General features: G+C 62.0%; 20 protein-coding genes and 2 tRNA genes. 11 read left to right on the top strand and 11 right to left on the bottom strand.

Going from position 1 to position 15335, the window contains the following annotated elements; genetic code table 11:
• The coding region (locus Q2941_RS25445) for a tetratricopeptide repeat protein (RefSeq protein WP_458194057.1) at positions 1–729 on the top strand (729 nt) is incomplete at its 5' end.
• Positions 730–765: 36 nt separating this feature from the next.
• Positions 766–1143 carry a hypothetical protein gene (locus Q2941_RS25440; RefSeq protein ID WP_458194056.1) on the top strand — a complete coding sequence of 126 codons (378 nt, stop codon included), beginning with the start codon at positions 766–768 and terminating at the stop codon, positions 1141–1143.
• Between the two features lie 167 nt (positions 1144–1310).
• On the opposite strand, the gene Q2941_RS25435 is transcribed toward Q2941_RS25440, so the two are convergent.
• A tRNA-Tyr gene (locus Q2941_RS25435) sits at positions 1311–1396 on the bottom strand.
• A gap of 212 nt (positions 1397–1608) precedes the next feature.
• Between Q2941_RS25435 and rlmB the strand changes: the two genes are divergently transcribed.
• Positions 1609–2439 carry a 23S rRNA (guanosine(2251)-2'-O)-methyltransferase RlmB gene (gene rlmB, locus Q2941_RS25430; protein ID WP_027525610.1) on the top strand — a complete coding sequence of 277 codons (831 nt, stop codon included), beginning with the start codon at positions 1609–1611 and terminating at the stop codon, positions 2437–2439.
• A gap of 74 nt (positions 2440–2513) precedes the next feature.
• On the opposite strand, the gene Q2941_RS25425 is transcribed toward rlmB, so the two are convergent.
• Both Q2941_RS25425 and Q2941_RS25420 read right to left on the bottom strand, forming a co-directional pair.
• The gene (locus Q2941_RS25425) at positions 2514–2972 is read right to left on the bottom strand and encodes a hypothetical protein (RefSeq protein ID WP_254111822.1); all 459 of its coding nucleotides are present in this window, start codon (positions 2970–2972) and stop codon (positions 2514–2516) included.
• A gap of 58 nt (positions 2973–3030) precedes the next feature.
• Positions 3031–3525: a hypothetical protein gene (locus Q2941_RS25420; RefSeq protein WP_254111821.1), complete on the bottom strand. Its 495-nt coding sequence runs from the start codon at positions 3523–3525 to the stop codon at positions 3031–3033.
• Positions 3526–3836: 311 nt separating this feature from the next.
• Here Q2941_RS25420 and Q2941_RS25415 point away from each other — a divergent pair, with 311 nt between their 5' ends.
• The 8 genes from Q2941_RS25415 to Q2941_RS25380 all read left to right on the top strand — a co-directional run bounded on the left by Q2941_RS25415 (position 3837) and on the right by Q2941_RS25380 (position 7419).
• Positions 3837–4310 carry a hypothetical protein gene (locus Q2941_RS25415; protein ID WP_254111820.1) on the top strand — a complete coding sequence of 158 codons (474 nt, stop codon included), beginning with the start codon at positions 3837–3839 and terminating at the stop codon, positions 4308–4310.
• Positions 4311–4488: 178 nt separating this feature from the next.
• A tRNA-Thr gene (locus Q2941_RS25410) sits at positions 4489–4563 on the top strand.
• Between the two features lie 146 nt (positions 4564–4709).
• Positions 4710–5075: a hypothetical protein gene (locus tag Q2941_RS25405; RefSeq protein ID WP_458194055.1), complete on the top strand. Its 366-nt coding sequence runs from the start codon at positions 4710–4712 to the stop codon at positions 5073–5075.
• A 48-nt stretch (positions 5076–5123) separates the two neighbouring features.
• Positions 5124–5288 (top strand): hypothetical protein, encoded by a 165-nt coding sequence (locus Q2941_RS25400; RefSeq protein WP_458194054.1) that lies wholly within the window; start codon positions 5124–5126, stop codon positions 5286–5288.
• A gap of 69 nt (positions 5289–5357) precedes the next feature.
• A complete protein-coding gene (locus tag Q2941_RS25395) occupies positions 5358–6395 on the top strand; it encodes a hypothetical protein (protein WP_458194053.1) in 1038 nt (345 codons plus the stop codon).
• Positions 6396–6410: 15 nt separating this feature from the next.
• Complete coding sequence (locus Q2941_RS25390) at positions 6411–6833, top strand: hypothetical protein (RefSeq protein ID WP_458194052.1); 423 nt, start codon at positions 6411–6413, stop codon at positions 6831–6833.
• 230 nt (positions 6834–7063) lie between these two features.
• Positions 7064–7246 carry a hypothetical protein gene (locus tag Q2941_RS25385; protein ID WP_458194051.1) on the top strand — a complete coding sequence of 61 codons (183 nt, stop codon included), beginning with the start codon at positions 7064–7066 and terminating at the stop codon, positions 7244–7246.
• Complete coding sequence (locus tag Q2941_RS25380) at positions 7243–7419, top strand: hypothetical protein (protein ID WP_458194050.1); 177 nt, start codon at positions 7243–7245, stop codon at positions 7417–7419. The genes Q2941_RS25385 and Q2941_RS25380 overlap by 4 nt, the downstream gene beginning before the upstream one ends.
• 267 nt (positions 7420–7686) lie before the next feature.
• On the opposite strand, the gene Q2941_RS25375 is transcribed toward Q2941_RS25380, so the two are convergent.
• The 8 genes from Q2941_RS25375 to Q2941_RS25340 all read right to left on the bottom strand — a co-directional run bounded on the left by Q2941_RS25375 (position 7687) and on the right by Q2941_RS25340 (position 15325).
• On the bottom strand, positions 7687–8166 hold the full coding sequence (locus tag Q2941_RS25375) for a hypothetical protein (protein ID WP_458194049.1): 480 nt from the start codon (positions 8164–8166) through the stop codon (positions 7687–7689).
• Between the two features lie 152 nt (positions 8167–8318).
• Entirely contained in the window at positions 8319–8513 is a 195-nt protein-coding gene (locus tag Q2941_RS25370; RefSeq protein WP_458194048.1) for a hypothetical protein, read from the bottom strand.
• Between the two features lie 355 nt (positions 8514–8868).
• Positions 8869–9228 carry a hypothetical protein gene (locus Q2941_RS25365; protein ID WP_458194047.1) on the bottom strand — a complete coding sequence of 120 codons (360 nt, stop codon included), beginning with the start codon at positions 9226–9228 and terminating at the stop codon, positions 8869–8871.
• Positions 9229–9284: 56 nt separating this feature from the next.
• On the bottom strand, positions 9285–10850 hold the full coding sequence (locus Q2941_RS25360) for an AAA family ATPase (RefSeq protein WP_458194046.1): 1566 nt from the start codon (positions 10848–10850) through the stop codon (positions 9285–9287).
• A gap of 301 nt (positions 10851–11151) precedes the next feature.
• Positions 11152–11421 carry a hypothetical protein gene (locus Q2941_RS25355; protein ID WP_458194045.1) on the bottom strand — a complete coding sequence of 90 codons (270 nt, stop codon included), beginning with the start codon at positions 11419–11421 and terminating at the stop codon, positions 11152–11154.
• An 83-nt stretch (positions 11422–11504) separates the two neighbouring features.
• Entirely contained in the window at positions 11505–12560 is a 1056-nt protein-coding gene (locus Q2941_RS25350; protein WP_458194044.1) for an argonaute/piwi family protein, read from the bottom strand.
• A complete protein-coding gene (locus Q2941_RS25345; protein WP_458194043.1) occupies positions 12557–14008 on the bottom strand; it encodes an SMEK domain-containing protein in 1452 nt (483 codons plus the stop codon). The genes Q2941_RS25350 and Q2941_RS25345 overlap by 4 nt, the downstream gene beginning before the upstream one ends.
• A gap of 96 nt (positions 14009–14104) precedes the next feature.
• Positions 14105–15325, bottom strand: a complete 1221-nt coding sequence (locus Q2941_RS25340) for a tyrosine-type recombinase/integrase (protein ID WP_458194042.1) — start codon at positions 15323–15325, stop codon at positions 14105–14107.
• Positions 15326–15335 lie beyond the last annotated feature (10 nt).

Genomic DNA, 15335 nt, shown 5'->3' with positions numbered 1-15335 from the left:
ATGTGTATAAGAGACAGCATGAGCACAGCGCGCCATTTTTTCAAACGTGCTTTGGCAGTCGATACCCGAAGTGTCTCGGCGCTGGTCGGAATGGCAATGGTCGATCTTCTAACGGCGGCTGGCTTGCTGAGCGAAGACCGGATCGCACGGTTTTTAGCCGCCGAAGAAATGGCGAACGACGCCTTGTCGATTTATCCTAACCATGCAACGGCTCATTGGGTGCTGGGTGGCGTTTACATCTATACGGGCCGTGTTACGCAAGGGGTTTCCGAATGCGAAGAGGCGTTGCGGCTCGATCACAACGTCGCCTGTGCTCATGGTTTTATTGGTTTGGCCAAATACTATATGGGTCGGGCCGCCGAGACAGAAGGCCACGTGCTTGAAGCCCTCCGCCTATCTCCCCGCGACAAAACTGTCTACTTGTGGACGAGTTCTGTGGCGATAGCCAAGTTACAACTCGGTCTAGACGCCGAAGCCGCAGTCTGGCTACGACGAACCGTTGAAGCCAATCGCAATTTTGCTTTCGGGCATTTTTTGCTCGCTGCTACGCTAAGCTTGCTTGGTGCCCTCGATGAAGCGCGAGCCGCCGTGAGAGCAGGACTTGCGCTCGACCCAGACTTTACCATCCGGCGCATCACTGCAACTCGGCTAAGCGACAATCCAACTTACCTTACTGGGCGGGAGCGCATCTGTGAGGGTATGCGCCTAGCCGGGATACCGGAGGAGTGATGTCCGTAACCTGACAACGCTGCGGAGAAGCCTACCATGCAGTTGTCCAAGGTCGCCGTTTTAGCGCTTATCGTTGACTGTCTAAGCATACTGTCCGTGTCTTCGGCGCAGGCCGCTCCTGAATGTTCAGTTTCCGGGACACTGACGGATTGGGGCGAGAATTCGACCGCCGACATTGACCTCACGTCCGGGGGAAGTTGCCAATTTCCAATCAGAATGCGCGGCACGGTAAGTGGCTCGGACATCTCTCAAAAGCCGTCACACGGCAAGCTGAAAAGGCTCAACCCGTCTACGTTCGAATACAAGGCGAAGGCCAAATATAAGGGGAGCGATACTTTTGCCATCAAAGCAACGGGTCAGGGGCCGACGGCTTCTGGCACGTCGGTAATCACTGTGCACGCGACGATGAAATAGCGTCCATTGCAGCGTTTGGAGGCGGCATGACGCCACGATACCTCGCGGACCACGGCGATGGTTTCAACCGTACGAACGGGGACTGTTACCACCAGCGTTACACCTGATCGGAGGGTGGTCGCTCGCCGAAGCTCGTTTGATTCGCAAATTTACTAGCAAGATCAAGCTGGTGGGGGAGGCAGGACTCGAACCTGCGAAGCCATGAGGCGGCTGATTTACAGTCAGCTCCCTTTGCCACTCGGGACACTCCCCCGCTCGACGGCAGCACAATCGGACCGGACCTTGCCGGCGGACCGAAACGGCCATGGAGACGTGAAGACCGCGACTGCCCGAAGGGACACGGGGCGCGGCCGGGCGCGTTTATGGGCGAAGCGGCGGGGCAAAGTCAACCGAGCTAAGCAGCTAAAATCACCTCTTTGGACACCCAAATTGCCAACTTTCGGAACCCGTGAGACAAGCGAGCCCATGAACGATCGCAAATTTGCCCAGAAAACCCGGCGCGGCGGGGCTAAGCCCTTCAACAAAGGCGCAAAATCCGCGTCCCGGCCGGCCTGGCGCGACCGTGATTCGCACTCTGACGGGCCGGTCATCCTCTATGGCTGGCACACCGTCACGATGGCGCTGCAAAACCCCGAACGGCGGATCCGAAAGCTGACGCTGACCGAGAATGCGGCCCGCCGCCTCGCCGAGGAGAACATCGAGACCCGCATCGCCCCCGAGATCGTCCGCCCCCAGGAGATCGACCGGCTGCTGTCGCCCGATGCCGTGCACCAGGGCCTGCTGGCGGAGGCCGATCCCCTGCCCTCGCCTGACATCGAGACCCTGGAGCAGGAAGGCATGGTGCTGGTGCTCGACCAGATCACTGACCCGCACAATGTCGGCGCGATCCTGCGCTCCGCCGCGGCCTTCGCCGTGAAGGCGATCGTCACCACCGCGCGCCACAGCCCCGAGGCGACTGGCGTGCTGGCGAAAGCCGCTTCCGGCGCGCTCGAGCTCGTGCCGATCGTGACCGTGCAAAATCTCGCCCGCGCGCTGACCGCGCTCAACGAGCGCGGCTTCCAGACCGTCGGGCTCGACAGCCAAGGCAGCGAGGATCTCTCCGAGGTCGCTTTGCGCGAGCCGCTCGCGCTGGTGCTCGGCGCCGAAGGCAAGGGCCTCAGGCAATTGACGCGCGAGACATGCAGCGTGGTGGCGAGGCTCGACATGCCCGGCGAGATCAAGAGCCTCAACGTCTCCAACGCCGCCGTGCTGTCGTTGTACGTCGGCGCGAGCCGGCTCGGGCTGATGAAGCGCTGAATTCGAGACAAGCAAAACGCCCGTCCGCGTGATGCGAACGGGCGTTTCGTGATTCAACTCAACCGATCAGGCAATCAGTAATAGCGGCGCAGCACGCGATGGCCGTGGTAACGGTACGGCGCGTAACGATAGCCATAGCGCGGGCCGTAGCCATAGTGCACGCGCGGCAGATAGCCGTAGCGCGGGCCGTAGCCGTAGCGATACGGACGGTAGTAGGGATAGGCGGGCGCTGCGACGGCCGCGCCATAGCTGTAGGGCCGCGGGGCATAGTTCACGACAGCGTCTTCCTGGTAGGTCGGATACGGGGCAAACGCGCCGGGGCCGGTGTAGGTCGGCCCCTGGTTGACGTAGTAATACTGAGTGCTCGGCTCGGCGAGGCGGTCAAAGCCCCAGCCGCCGCAGCCGGTGTTGCAGCCCGAATAGACCGGTGCAACCGGCGCCACACAGGGGCTCCAGCCGCAAGCCATGGCAGGCGCTGCCCCCACCACCATCACGGCTGCCGCCGCGACCAATCCTGAAATCATCTGACGCATTACTCTCTCCTGTAGATTTCCGTTTGTTGGATTTTGCTTGGGTATGATCTGCCTGGACTTACCTGTGCAGCTCATGATTGCCGGGCGCCCCCGCGTGAGGCGACGGGTGGACACGACGATGCGGATCGACGTCGATCTGCGGTGCAAGGATCACCGGCGGCGGATCGGCCGGCACATCCACCTGCGGCGGCAGCGGCGCCGATTGCACGCCCCAGCTCCGGTAGTAGCTCTCGGCCGGCTGCGGCACCTTGCGGTTCGCCGGCGGCTCGACCTCGAGGCGGCCGTAGCCGGGCCGCAAGCCCATGCTCGGATAGTAATGGCCGACATCGCTCGGCTGCCGTTCGCCGATGTAGCGCCCACCATAGATCGTGGGCTGCACCTGCACGTTCTTCGCCAACCCCCATTCGCCTACGACGACGGTGTAGGAGGCATCGATGCCGTTGATGATGACGGGCACGCCGGGACGGCCTGGAATCACGATGTCGAAGCCCTCGCTGGCAAGCGCCGTCGCGGGCAGTCCGACCAAAAGCGCAAGCAGCGCGACAGCGCGCATAAGAGGGTCCCGGGTTGATCGGCCGAGAACCTATCCGATCACCACAGTCAGAGTGTTAAGGCAGGCCGCTGAAATTCCGGTAAGCCTAACGCGTAAGGATCGGCGGGCGCTCAAATGCGCTCGGCGGCGCTATCGAAGCGTTAACGGCAACCGGGCGGCGCCCATCGCATGACGCCTTGCTGCGCGGTTGCGTGGCAGCAAACAAACATCCTGCACGGGTTCACGTCGATGTGACCCTGCGGGCGACAAACCGCGGAACCACTGCTCCACGTCGTACTTACCCAAGGTCTCAACCACATGGAGCAAATGCCATGACGAGCCCCAAACTTCTTGGCGCGGCGGCCCTTTTCGCGTCCGCGCTGGCGACACCTGCCTTCGCGCAAACCATGACCGACAACCCCCGCTGCACGGGTCTCTTCCAGGACCCCGGCTGCCAGTACATGACTCCCGGCACGGCCGCCGATCGGCGCTATCGTCACCGCCACGCCGCCTATCGGCAGGCGAATCCGAATGATCAGACCGGCTTCTGGCCGGCCGATGCGGCTGGCGCTGTCGCCGGCGCCGCCGTCGGCACCGCGGCCGCCGTGACGGGTGCTGCCGTTGGCACTGCGGGCGCTATCGCAACAGCGCCGTTCGGAGGCTGGAACAACTCCTACGCCTATTATGACCAGGGCGGCCCCGCCTGGCACGGCGACTGGAACAGCTACGCCGCCCGCAACGGCATCGTTTGCAGGCCCGGCACCTGGATCAAAGGTGACGACGGCCGACGGCACCTCTGCCAGTAGGAGGTTCGCTTTCAGCTGAATGGTTCAGGCGGCCCTCGGGCCGCCTGTTTTTCAATGCTTGCGCGACTCCCCTGAAACAGCGCCGGCGGGTTCTGGCACTTTTCGGACAAGTCTGGTAAGGCGACCGCACACCAGCGGATCCGCCGGCACCAAACCGGCGGCTTTTCGTGGTCAAGTCGCCGGCTTAGCTCAGCGGTAGAGCAGCGGTTTTGTAAACCGAAGGTCGGGGGTTCGATCCCCTCAGCCGGCACCAATGACATCAACCACTTAGCCTCTGTCCGCCGCGACTGGATCTGGCCGGGGGGTCCCGCAGGGGGTCCCAATCTTGGGTTGATCGACTCCCTCTCCTTCGACCGCGTAAACGTGGGATGAACTCACTCAAGCGAGCGAGGTGATCCGATGACCGAACCTGAGTTGAGGGTGAGGAGCAGGGACGCATTCTTCGTGAGCGATGCGTGCGCAACGGTCGTGACCCTCGAGGCGCTGACGACCGTCATCCAGCGCCACCGCGTACTGACCACCAGCAAACGCATCTTCCTTCCCGAGATGCTCGCGGAGGTCACTACCGAGATGATTGCGGAGGCCGCCGCCATCGATGAGGCGCAGGGCAGCATGCCGCCAGCCAAGCTTGAAGACCTCAGGGCCGCGATCGAAGGCAGGTCTCACCAGGGCAACTACATGATCATGGACGGACGCGGACATTCAATAGTGTTGGACTGCCTCACCGAGCAGGGAAAGAGGGCAGCCCGGAGGGCATTCAGATGACCACCACTTCCAGCGCTCGCTGGGGATAACTCTGAAGGGAGAAGCAGGATGGAGCGATACGAATGCGGATATGAAGAGCTCGACCACGCCGTCGCCAAAGCCAGCAATGAGATCCGGTACTGGCATCAGCTCATGAAGTACCACCACTCCGAGCGATTGCGTATCTGCCTGGACTTCCTCCGCGACTTCATCGAGGAGTACGAGCACGCGTAGCCTCTGACCCGGGCCGCGAGGGTCTATATTGGCTGCCACAATCTCTGGTTGAAGAGAGGAGCAGCCACCATGAACGAAGTCCTCGCCGTATCCAGGATCGGCGCTGGTCGCAGCCTGCAGCGGGCGTTCACCGCCAGCGTGCTGGCCAAGATCCAGAACACCACCCCGGAGCGGGTGCTCAAGGCGAATTGGTCACGGGACGAGGGCGCGCAACTGATCCTTCGCGGTGCGGTCTCCCCCAGTGCTACTACTGGGGGATACCCGGCGACCGACGTGATCGGGGCCTTCCGCTCGCTCGCGCCCGGGAGCGCAGCGCTCGCGCTCCTTGACGCCGGCATGAAGCTGGAGCTGACCGGCGTCAACACCATCAAGGTCCCCAATCTGGCCTCGCAGCCACCGCGCTTCCCGTTCGTCGCGGAGGGTGCGCCCAGTCCGGTGGTCAGGCTCAACTTCGGCCAGACCACGCTCGGGCCCACTCGGAAAGTCTTGATCATCTCGGCGGTCACTGCGGAGATCGAGAACGCCACGCCGGACAGCGCATCCACCGTCATCGGAAGAGTGCTGGCGGACAGCGCCAACGCATCGATCGACTTCGTAGCATTCGATGCCACCGCTGGCGACGCCGTCAGACCTCCCGGACTGCTCTTCGGCGTGAACCCCATCGGCGCTGCCGCCGTGGGCACGGACGCGATGATCGATGACCTCGCGGCGCTCGTTGCGGCGATTGGGGCGGCTGGCGTTGACCCGACGACCGTCGTGTTCGTCGCGCCCCCGCGAGAGAGCACAATCATCAAGCTCAAGGCCGGTCCAAAATTCGACTACGAGGTATTTCCAACGCTGGGCCTGCCCGCCCGGAGCGTCGCGTGCTTCGCGCCATCCGCGATCTACTCGGGCTATCAAGACCAGCCGACGATCGAGACCGCGAAGGACGCCACGCTTCACTTCGATGACAGCGTGCCCAAGGAGATCGTCAACTCCGCTGGGGTCGTGGCCGCGCCCACGGAGAGCATCTTCCAGGGCGAGAAGATCGCCATCAGGGTCAGGGCGAGATGCGCGTGGGCCGTGGCTCCGGGCGGAGCCCAGGTCGTCAACAATGTGAACTGGTGATCAGGAGGGCGAGCCATGAGCAGCGAGGCAGAGCGGGTCATCGCGGAGGCCAGCGAGACCATCGCGAGGGTGGATCGCCGCAAGCATGAGCAGGGCCGCGACTCCTCCGTCGACCGGTGGAGGCGAGAGATGTCCATCCTCGAGGAGGCCAGGGAGGCGGAGCGGCAGCGGATCGGGTTCATCGAGCGGCTGCACGAGAGCACGCAGAAGATGCAGCGGGAGGTCGCGATGGGTCTCTCCGCGGTCGGGCAGATCGCCGAGAAGCTGGCCGACCGGATCACAGATCTGGAGGACCAGGTCGCGGAGCTTCGCACCAAGCTGGCGATCAGCGAGGCGCGAATCACGGACCTGAACGCCCGCCACGCAGGTGAGTCAAATGACTCACCTGGGGCCACCGTTCTGGACCTGCCCAATCCGCTGAGCAAGCGGAGGGCGTGAGCAATGAGCGGGGCGAGCGGAAGGCAGCCCGCCTCGACCCTGGTCGGACCCAGCTCCGACTGCCCGCCGATGGTTGCCCCTGTCGGCGGGCACTCCAAAAGCTTGGTCACTTGCGATCAGACCATCCGATCGGCGAGGTCCCAGTCCACCCCATCCTCGCCGAAGGAGAACAACCCCGACAGCCCGCTCGCGCGACATCCTGCGAGCGGGCAACCACTAGGGAGAGAGCGATGGAGCGACCTAAGTACGTGATCGAGAGCAGAGAGGACGTGATCAGAGAGCTGTTCGAGAAGGCGCGCAAGTCGTATCCGAAGTGGAGCCACATGGCGTTGCTCAGACTGGTCTGGGCGAAGCGACCCGCTGGCACAACCGTCAACGAGATGCTTCGCATAGCTGAGGAGTTCAAGCGATGACTGCGGCGGACAATCTACCGACGAGATTGCGCAACATCCTCTCGCGCCAGCCGCAGACCGATGCGGAGATCGAGGACTTCATCGATGACCTGGAGAAGGTCATCAGGGGCATCGAGCAGGTTCAGATCGACGCGTCTCGGGAGCGGTTCAGAAGAAGGGCCGCCTCGATGTAGGGACTGCCAGAGTCGGGTAGGACGCTGGCACTGAGCGGGTGCAGTGAGTGAGACCCTCGTGCTGCGTCCGGGTCCTTTCACCTCCCGCTCATGAACCTGATCTTCCAGATCGCCGCGGCCTCGTTCGCGCCGGGGTTCTTTGCGCCCTGGGGCGGAAGGTTGTGCTGGCCGCCGTACTCTGCGCGCAACCCTGGGGTATGGGGTGGGCCGAGCGACGCGCAGGCAAACCGGGGCGGGGAAAAAAGCCGTGCGGACACGTGTGCCACGTTAGAGCCAGCGGCCCGATCCGGCCTTGGTGACCCGAGTCTCGTCTGCCTGCCGGCATAGGTCGACACCAGACTTAAGCTGACGCCTGATTTCGCTACGCGCCGCCTCGAGAGATTCAGGCGAAGTCGTTGTCAAAGTCTGATCACCACGGTCCCGCCCGGACTGAGCATCCAGGCAGTCGACCCGGTAAGAGGCAGAGTACAACACCGGCGGAGGCGGAGGCGGAGGCACGGAGACAGTTGGTGGTTTCTTCTCGTCATCATCCCTGCAGTCCTGAGGATGGCCCCAACATACAGGCAGCGCCTCGCCGGGATTCTTCAGGACCGACTCCAAAGTTTTTCCAGCCGACTTAGCAATTTTATCAACCGTCCCTTTGGCGGCATCAATCACGAGGCCGCCGATATCGACGGCATGCGCCGCTTGCTCGGCACCTAACAGGACCGCAAGAGCAACCAAGATACGAAAGAGTAATGTGACCACGTTTAGCTCCATCATTCGATCAACGAGGTGTTTCGCTCTCCCAGCATTGCACCTGGCAATGAAGGACAAGCCTTTTGAAGGACAAGCCTTTTCAGTAGCTCGCGCCGGCGTTGGACTGCCGGTAAAGACCATAAAAGCCCGATCCGTCGTTGCTAATGGCGTTCCAGCATGAGCTTGATTGCGGTCGCCGCGTATGGCGTGCCGCTCTTTGTGGTGTAACCAGCCGCAGCCAGCTCGGCAGAAATCTCGCACAATGATCGCTTGCCGCCTTTGTCACAGTTGGTTCCGTCGAAATCCCAGGTGCCCAAATGGGCACCCTGGTTCCGTCGGAAATCCCAGAGGAACATCAAAGGGTTATTCGCCGGAGAAGGTTATTCTCGCGGAACTGGGCGGGGCTTGAGATGCCGCTAAGCCCTTGATCATGAACGGTTTTTCTATTGAGGGAACTCCAAATTTTCGTTCAAAATCAATACGTTACTAACTCTGGAATTTCGCGCCGCCGCGGTCCAATTTCTGGGAGGGAATTATTTTCTAGAAGGCCCCCCTCCCCGTGAATTTCATTCCCCGCGATAGAATAATCTTCTAGGAACCGTGAGGAGGTTCCATCGCTAGGGAAGGCCAAGGAGAGCGGGTCGCAGAGGGCCTAGTCTACCTAGGGCAGGGGCAGGAAACACCCATGGGCCGCGCTCCATGGGCCTGCTCTTAGAGGGCAGATCGCCTGAAAAAGGCTGCGATGGCCTCTCCTAGTATCTGCTTACCTTCCTGCGTGCAGGCCGCGGCCACCTGCGCCTCGCTCGCGATCCCGACCCGCAGGAGGAGGTCTAGGATGGGCCCATCGACCTCAACCGGGACAACCATCCTGCCCTGCTTGAGCCGGGCCTTGTAGCGCCGCCTGCGCTCTGCCAGCAGATGGGCCTGACGGGCAGGCAACTTTGCGCCAGGTAGGGTTTCCCCTAAAGGGGAAAACCCGACCCGTCGCAGTCCTGTTGCTCCAGAAAGACGACTCGTTTGCGCCGGGTCAAAACCCGTCCCAAACCCTTCAACCACAGGCACTTCCTTCATTTCTGCCTCCTCTCAGGTGCGCCGGGTTTTCAAAGCTGGCGCAGTTGCGCCGGGTTTTAAGCCGTCGCAGACCAGTTCCCTGCGACCACGAAGGTCCTCTCCTTGCGCGAGCCAGGGTCGTGGGCGCTGACCTCTTCCAGGGCGCGCCTCTTCTTCAGTTCCTTGACGGTCCGCTTGACCCTTTCCAGGTCCTCCTCGCAGTCCAGACCCAAGACCCTGGCCACGGCCTTGCCGACCCACATCTCAGCGGTCGGGTAGTCGCGCCATCGGGGCTCGGTCCCGACCTCATCCATGATCTCGCGGATGATCTCGGGCGAGAGCTCGACCGCCGCCTTGCCCGGGTGGGTCCACTGCTCCACGACGCCGACGCTGTCCCCGAACAGCGGCGGGCAGTTGTCGATCTCTACGCTGGCCACGTGGTACCAGTCGGACTGGTCGCTGGGCGGCGAGAAGTTGCGCTTGCCGGAAAAGCACCTGAAGTAGTTTCGCGCCTCGTCGAGCTTGAGCAGCCTCGCCTCATCCTTGGTCATGACCTCGAGTACGCGAACGGAGCGAAGGGCGTCGATGAGCGCCTTGGCGCCGCGAGCGGAGTCGACCGATGCGCCGTCCCCGTTGGTCTTGCGGAAGTGGTGCCACAGGTGGATGCCGCAGTTGGTCGGCGCGGCCACGTCCTCGAAGCACTCGATCACCTGCTCCATCTCGTTGTTGTTGTTCTCGTTCACGCCGTGGCTGCGGATCAGGCTGTCGATCGACAGCACGTCGATCTGGTGCTCGATTATGACGCGCCTCAGGGCGTTGATGATCAGATCGTTGCGCACCACCTGACCTGACCTCATCGCCTCGGCGACCTTGATCCTGAGCTCGCCCTTGGCCTTGACGATCAGCCGACCTCCGATGTCCTCGGGAGTCAGCCCATAGTGCTTCATCGCTGCGGCGATCCGCTTGTCCATCGTGTTGCGATTGTCCTCCAGATTGACCACCAAGACCCTGAGCGGTATCTGCGGGACCCTGTCGTGGGTCAGCTGCTTGGCGCCGGCCATGGCCAGCGCCTCGACGATGCTGAGGCTGCTCTTGCCGGTGCCGCTCATGGCCGCGGTGGCGGCCACCTCGCCGCGAAGGAGGTGGGTGCCGAGCAGCCACTGGTACGGAGCTATGTCCCGCTCGGCCGGGAAGTCGTGCGGCTCTATGGTGATCTCGCCCTCGGCCGGGACCTCGCGGCACAGCGCGATCAGTTTCTTGGGGTCGCCTCCGTAGCCGAGCCAGTCGCTGACGTCGTGGCCGGCCTGCGGCTCCTTTGCGAACTTCAGTCTCGCCGGATCGAGCGACTTCCACAGGTGAGCGGTCGGAACGACCCTGATCGACTTGGCGACGGAGACCAGAGCCTCGCGGGAGGCGGCGCTGAGCTTCTTGCCGTCCTCGTCGTGGTCCTCGAGGATGATGATCTCGAATCCGGTGAGCGCGGCAGCGCACTCCGCGGTCCACTTATGACTGATCACGGTGGTGGCCAACAGGCCGGCCTTGGCCAGATCATCGGCGTTCTTCTCGCCCTCGCAGACCAACACGGTTGCGCCGGGCGCGGCTCGCATGATCGCGGGCCACCGATAGATCACCCAAGCCGCCATCGACGCTCTGCGCGAGCGTTGTTTCGAATGGCGGCACCGTTGCGCAGCTAGGGAGGTTGGATCGCTGCTTGACCAGACTGCTTTGGCAGTCTCGATGTCCGGCCCCTTGAGCGCGGCGGGCAGACCGCTTCATTCCCAAAGGCCCTTGTTATTTCTCCGATGCAACCAACCTGCACCGGCGAGCCAGGAAATAGTCTACTCCTGTGGTTCTGGCTGTCCACTTTCCCATTTTTCGTTCTTGGGGGATTTTTTCTTCAATCTTGAAAAAATTAGGAGCGCAACCGGAAGGCCTGCGGAATCGCTACATGTAGAAGCTGTAGCTGACCTGCGGCTTCTCGGTCGGGCTGACGTACTTCATGATGTCTCCGATTTTCCGGGCGCACTCAAGCGTGATCGGCAAACGACCGTCCATCTGAGTGTTGTTCCAGTTCATCTTCGTCAGCCCCAGTATCTCGTCGCACAGACTCTCGAGCGACGAATCCTGCTCGTAGACGGTGATCTTTAGCGGATTGGGTACATACATGCCGGGGTATGTCTTGTAGAAGTCGACTGTACCCCGCGTGTAGAGCACCCCCTCGGTTTCGGATATCGTCAGGAGTGTCCCACGCTTCGGCGGATAGTCCTTGTCACCGAACAGCCTGATATCAGTGTCCGTTATAGCGACGAAGTCTTTCGATCGAATGCCTTTCTCGTCGAGCGCCCGAAGGAAACCCTTCGCTCGCTCTCCCGAAAGTGGCTCGACTTGTGGATCACAATCCGAGCCGGCATGTGCTCGAGCGCGCGGTCATACTCGTCCAGTGCGTCGCGCAGTAACTCGTAGGCCTGATCCTCGCTCAAATACGGATGACGGTTCTTCTTATCGATCGACACCGGCGTACCGCGAAGAATGATCCCGTGCCCAAACTCGTCGAAAACCTGGGCTAGGCTCGACGATATCGTTTCCCCGTCGCGACTCTTGTAGAAGCCGATGCCGATGTAGCACGACCGCAGCTTTGCCGTGTCCTCGACGAGCCGCCATGGGATCGTCCTGTTGCCCTTGTAGTAGAGCGCTGTGCAGAAGTTCCACGCCTTCGTGGCCGGATCCTGTTGGTCGCCCGCCTGCTTGGTAATGAGGATGGTCTTTTCGCGCACCAGCTGCAGCGGGGTGCCGAGGTGCATGCTTCTTGCCTTCAGGATGCGCCTGAAATTGTGTTCGAGCTCGCTCTCCTCCGAATCGTCGTCGCCTGCCGCAGTCGTGATGGAATCGAACATCTCGTTCGGCATGACGCAGACGATTACGTCAACCGATCTGTTCTCCGCGAGGAAGCGAATTTGCTCGTAGTAAAGTTCAACGGCCCGCTCCACCCGCTCCGCGCGGGACGCGAGCTTCACGACTCCCGAAATATCCGATTTCTTGAGGGTGCGGGTGTACTGGGGAGAATTGATGAGCCTGGTCAGAAATCCGTAGTCCTGGTTGATGCCGCCGAAGCCTCGGAAGAGGTTCTTCAGCTTGGACTCCTCCTTGCGCTCGATTCCATCCCGACATCTCTCCAGCCACTCGTCTAGAAGGTCTATTCCCTCTCCGCGCCCAACCACCCCGATCCGCAGTTCGGTCCGACGAAGTTCGTCCCGCTTATCGTAGACGCCCAAATGCTCGATCCCGGTGCGGGGACAGATATGCGTGCCCGTACCAAATTCTAGCAGCGGTTCGGGAAGCGTCGTGAGCTTCATGCCGCCGTTCCTCCTGCTACGTGGGCAACGTCCTCGTCGTCGTCATCGACAGGCTCCGCGTCGTCATCGACTGGCTCCGCCTCGTCGGTCTCCTGCACGTTGAATTCTACAAGGGAGAGGAAGCGGAGCTGATAGTCATCGTCCTCGCTCTTGTTGGCGCCGGATAGGAAATATGCGACGAAGCGGACCATGTTCCGGACACTCGAGTTGTGCTCGAGTCGCTTCTGCCGCGACAGGAGATCATCGTGCCAGTTCGAGCGGCGGTAGCCGTCGTAAGAGTAATACCAGCTCGGCACGATCTGCGCATACCAAGCGTCATCCAGCTTCGTGAACGTCAGGTCGAACGAAAGATGCCGGTGGTGGGCGACCTTCGTCGGGTCCTTCTTCTGGTATTTGACCTCATAGACGCGACGGATCGCGGTCTTCTTGCCGACCCAGGTCTCCTTGCGCTCCAGCTGCCCCTCCTCGGTGGGCCCGAAGAAGAAGAACCCATCCTTCGAGTGCATACGCACATGGTGCTGCTTCAGCTGCTCCCGCGTCTCGGCTGAGAGAAGCTGCTTCAGGATGTTCACGTTGTCCAACTCGGGGGAGTCGGCCAAATCCGAGACGCCCAGCCGCTCGACCGAGCCCTCGTCGACCACGCTGATCAGGCCGCACTGTTCGATGTCTTGGAAAGAGAAGAGCTTGTTGTCGTGGCAGACCCACGCGTCAGTCTCCACGCCGTTCAAGAGCAGCGCCATCTTGACGACCGACTTCCTGCTCCGCGCTTTGCCTTTATAGTCGAGCTTCGTCTTCGCCTGCGCGATCACCTTCTTATCGTCGATCGTCAACTCGGCCACATAGACGGCCTCGGGTAGCCTGATCTGTTGAAGATTGGACGTGATGGCCGTCGGTGCGGCAACGCTCTCCGAGCTGTAGCTGATGTAGGCATCGACCTCGCCCAAAATGTGCTTGAACTCGGACAGCACACGTTCCTGCGCCGCAAGCCGCAGACCGGACACTTCGCCGAGAAGGTCGCCGAGATCGATGATATGCTTCTTGCAGTTGAAGGCGAACTGGTCGGTCAAAAGCTCGTTCACCGACGCTTGGCTGTAGGACGACTGCTTCTTTCCGAGCATGAGGATGAAGAGCTCGTCGAATGTGTTGAAATAAGCCCGGTCCATGAACTGCCGAACGGTGAACTTCACCTTTTCGAGCGTCGTCGTCGACGTTATCTGGAACGCCACGCGGTCGTGGTCGTCGCCGAGATCGATGCCGGGAAAGTTCTTTTGCTTGCGGTTCAGATTGGTGAGGTGCGGGAGGTTGTAGACCGATTTCAGGATGGGGATGAAAGCATCCTCCAGTGCCAAGTTGATGTCGGTCCGCCCCTGGGAGGTCGCCAACTCAACCTGAAGGATGATTCGGCTGACCACGTCGCGGAGCTGGTTCTCAACCTCGAGCTGCCTCATTCCGTGCCCCATCCTGCAAACGACCCATCACTAGTAATGGGCACGCAGAGGGAACATTTCAAGGGCTGGGTTCAACCAATGGATGCAATGGTCGAGCTATGAGGTTAAGAGGGCCAGGTGAAGCGCCCACGCATCGAGCGCCTGTCGCTTCTGCTCTCGATACTCACTCAGGTTGTAGACGCCGGCGATCCCGCCCCGGCCCTTGCCGCTGAGGTGGTTCAGGATCGCCTCGACGACCTCGATCCGGACGTTCAGCTCCTCCGCCAGCATGGTCGCGGTTGTGCGCCTCAAGTCGTGCAACCTCCAGGCCGGGAGATCGCCCATCGCGAGATCGAGCCGCCGCTTGATCTTGCTCCACCCGGAGACGGGCCGCCGGCCCATGGTGGTCGTGAACACGAAGCCGCCGCTGCGAGGCTGGCGCAGAATGATCGATCTGGCCATGGGCGAGAGCGGGATGACGAACGGCTCACCGTTCTTGGTTCGCTCCCCGGCGAGCGTGATCGAGCGGCCGTCGTCGGTGAGCTCGGACCACTGAAGCTCGGAGACTTCGCGCAACCTCGCGGCCGTCAACGCCAGCAGTTTGAACACATCGCCGAACGGCGGGGTCACCGCGTCGGTGGCCGCCCAGAAGGCCTTGAGCTCCGAGTGGCTGAGCACCCGCCTCCTGGCCGCCGGAGGCTTCGGAGGCTCGATGCCCAGCATGGGATTGACCTTGATCCGCCGCTGCGCTTTCAGCCACCCAAACAGAACACTCAGCGCCGAGTGCATCTTTCGCGCCCTCGAGCTCAACTGGGCCTTCTTCTTGACCCCGAGGCCGCCGATCCCTCCCCTCGCGTGGTCGATCACCTGCCAGAGCTCATCCTCGGTGATGCTGGTCACTGGTCGCTCGGCCCACCGCTTGGCCAGCCCGCCCGGGACCGGGTTGAGTTCTGGGTCGAGGCCCAGCAGTCGCGTGGTCTCCCGCCTGCCCCTTAACTGGCTGACGTGCCGGGTGACGTGGTCCCGGCAGCAGCGGAGGAAGGAGTCGCCGTCGTCGTTCCGCTGGAGCACGGTCCTCGGGTCCAGGCCCCGCTCCCTGGCCTCGTTCATCTGAGCGCCGATCAGCCTGGCCTTCGCCTGGGTCATGGTCTGGGGGGAGCCCAGGCGGATCTTGTCCTTGGCGCCCTTGGTCCCTCGCCGGCGCCACTTGTAGTACCAGGCCCGCCCACCGGTTGGCTGGACCGTTAGGTACAGGCAGTCGCAGCCGGGAACCTGGTGGTCCTTTCGCTCAGAAGTTGCCTCAATTTTATTTGCGTCAAACTGGTTCGAGCCTGCCATTCTGGGGGTC

The organism is Bradyrhizobium sp. UFLA05-153, assembly GCF_054185185.1.
This window is presented reverse-complemented; position numbering and strand designations above follow the sequence as displayed.

Bases quoted from the DNA above. Each gene is read 5' to 3' on its own strand.
- Q2941_RS25390 (WP_458194052.1), top strand. From the start codon at position 6,411: ATGAGCAGCGAGGCAGAGCGGGTCATCGCGGAGGCCAGCGAGACCATC.
- Q2941_RS25340 (WP_458194042.1), bottom strand. From the start codon at position 15,325: ATGGCAGGCTCGAACCAGTTTGACGCAAATAAAATTGAGGCAACTTCT.
- Q2941_RS25415 (WP_254111820.1), top strand. From the start codon at position 3,837: ATGACGAGCCCCAAACTTCTTGGCGCGGCGGCCCTTTTCGCGTCCGCG.
- Q2941_RS25400 (WP_458194054.1), top strand. From the start codon at position 5,124: ATGGAGCGATACGAATGCGGATATGAAGAGCTCGACCACGCCGTCGCC.
- Q2941_RS25440 (WP_458194056.1), top strand. From the start codon at position 766: ATGCAGTTGTCCAAGGTCGCCGTTTTAGCGCTTATCGTTGACTGTCTA.
- Q2941_RS25395 (WP_458194053.1), top strand. From the start codon at position 5,358: ATGAACGAAGTCCTCGCCGTATCCAGGATCGGCGCTGGTCGCAGCCTG.
- rlmB (WP_027525610.1), top strand. From the start codon at position 1,609: ATGAACGATCGCAAATTTGCCCAGAAAACCCGGCGCGGCGGGGCTAAG.
- Q2941_RS25360 (WP_458194046.1), bottom strand. From the start codon at position 10,850: ATGGCGGCTTGGGTGATCTATCGGTGGCCCGCGATCATGCGAGCCGCG.
- Q2941_RS25345 (WP_458194043.1), bottom strand. From the start codon at position 14,008: ATGAGGCAGCTCGAGGTTGAGAACCAGCTCCGCGACGTGGTCAGCCGA.
- Q2941_RS25365 (WP_458194047.1), bottom strand. From the start codon at position 9,228: ATGAAGGAAGTGCCTGTGGTTGAAGGGTTTGGGACGGGTTTTGACCCG.
- Q2941_RS25380 (WP_458194050.1), top strand. From the start codon at position 7,243: ATGACTGCGGCGGACAATCTACCGACGAGATTGCGCAACATCCTCTCG.
- Q2941_RS25385 (WP_458194051.1), top strand. From the start codon at position 7,064: ATGGAGCGACCTAAGTACGTGATCGAGAGCAGAGAGGACGTGATCAGA.
- Q2941_RS25405 (WP_458194055.1), top strand. From the start codon at position 4,710: ATGACCGAACCTGAGTTGAGGGTGAGGAGCAGGGACGCATTCTTCGTG.
- Q2941_RS25425 (WP_254111822.1), bottom strand. From the start codon at position 2,972: ATGCGTCAGATGATTTCAGGATTGGTCGCGGCGGCAGCCGTGATGGTG.
- Q2941_RS25420 (WP_254111821.1), bottom strand. From the start codon at position 3,525: ATGCGCGCTGTCGCGCTGCTTGCGCTTTTGGTCGGACTGCCCGCGACG.
- Q2941_RS25370 (WP_458194048.1), bottom strand. From the start codon at position 8,513: ATGTTCCTCTGGGATTTCCGACGGAACCAGGGTGCCCATTTGGGCACC.
- Q2941_RS25350 (WP_458194044.1), bottom strand. From the start codon at position 12,560: ATGAAGCTCACGACGCTTCCCGAACCGCTGCTAGAATTTGGTACGGGC.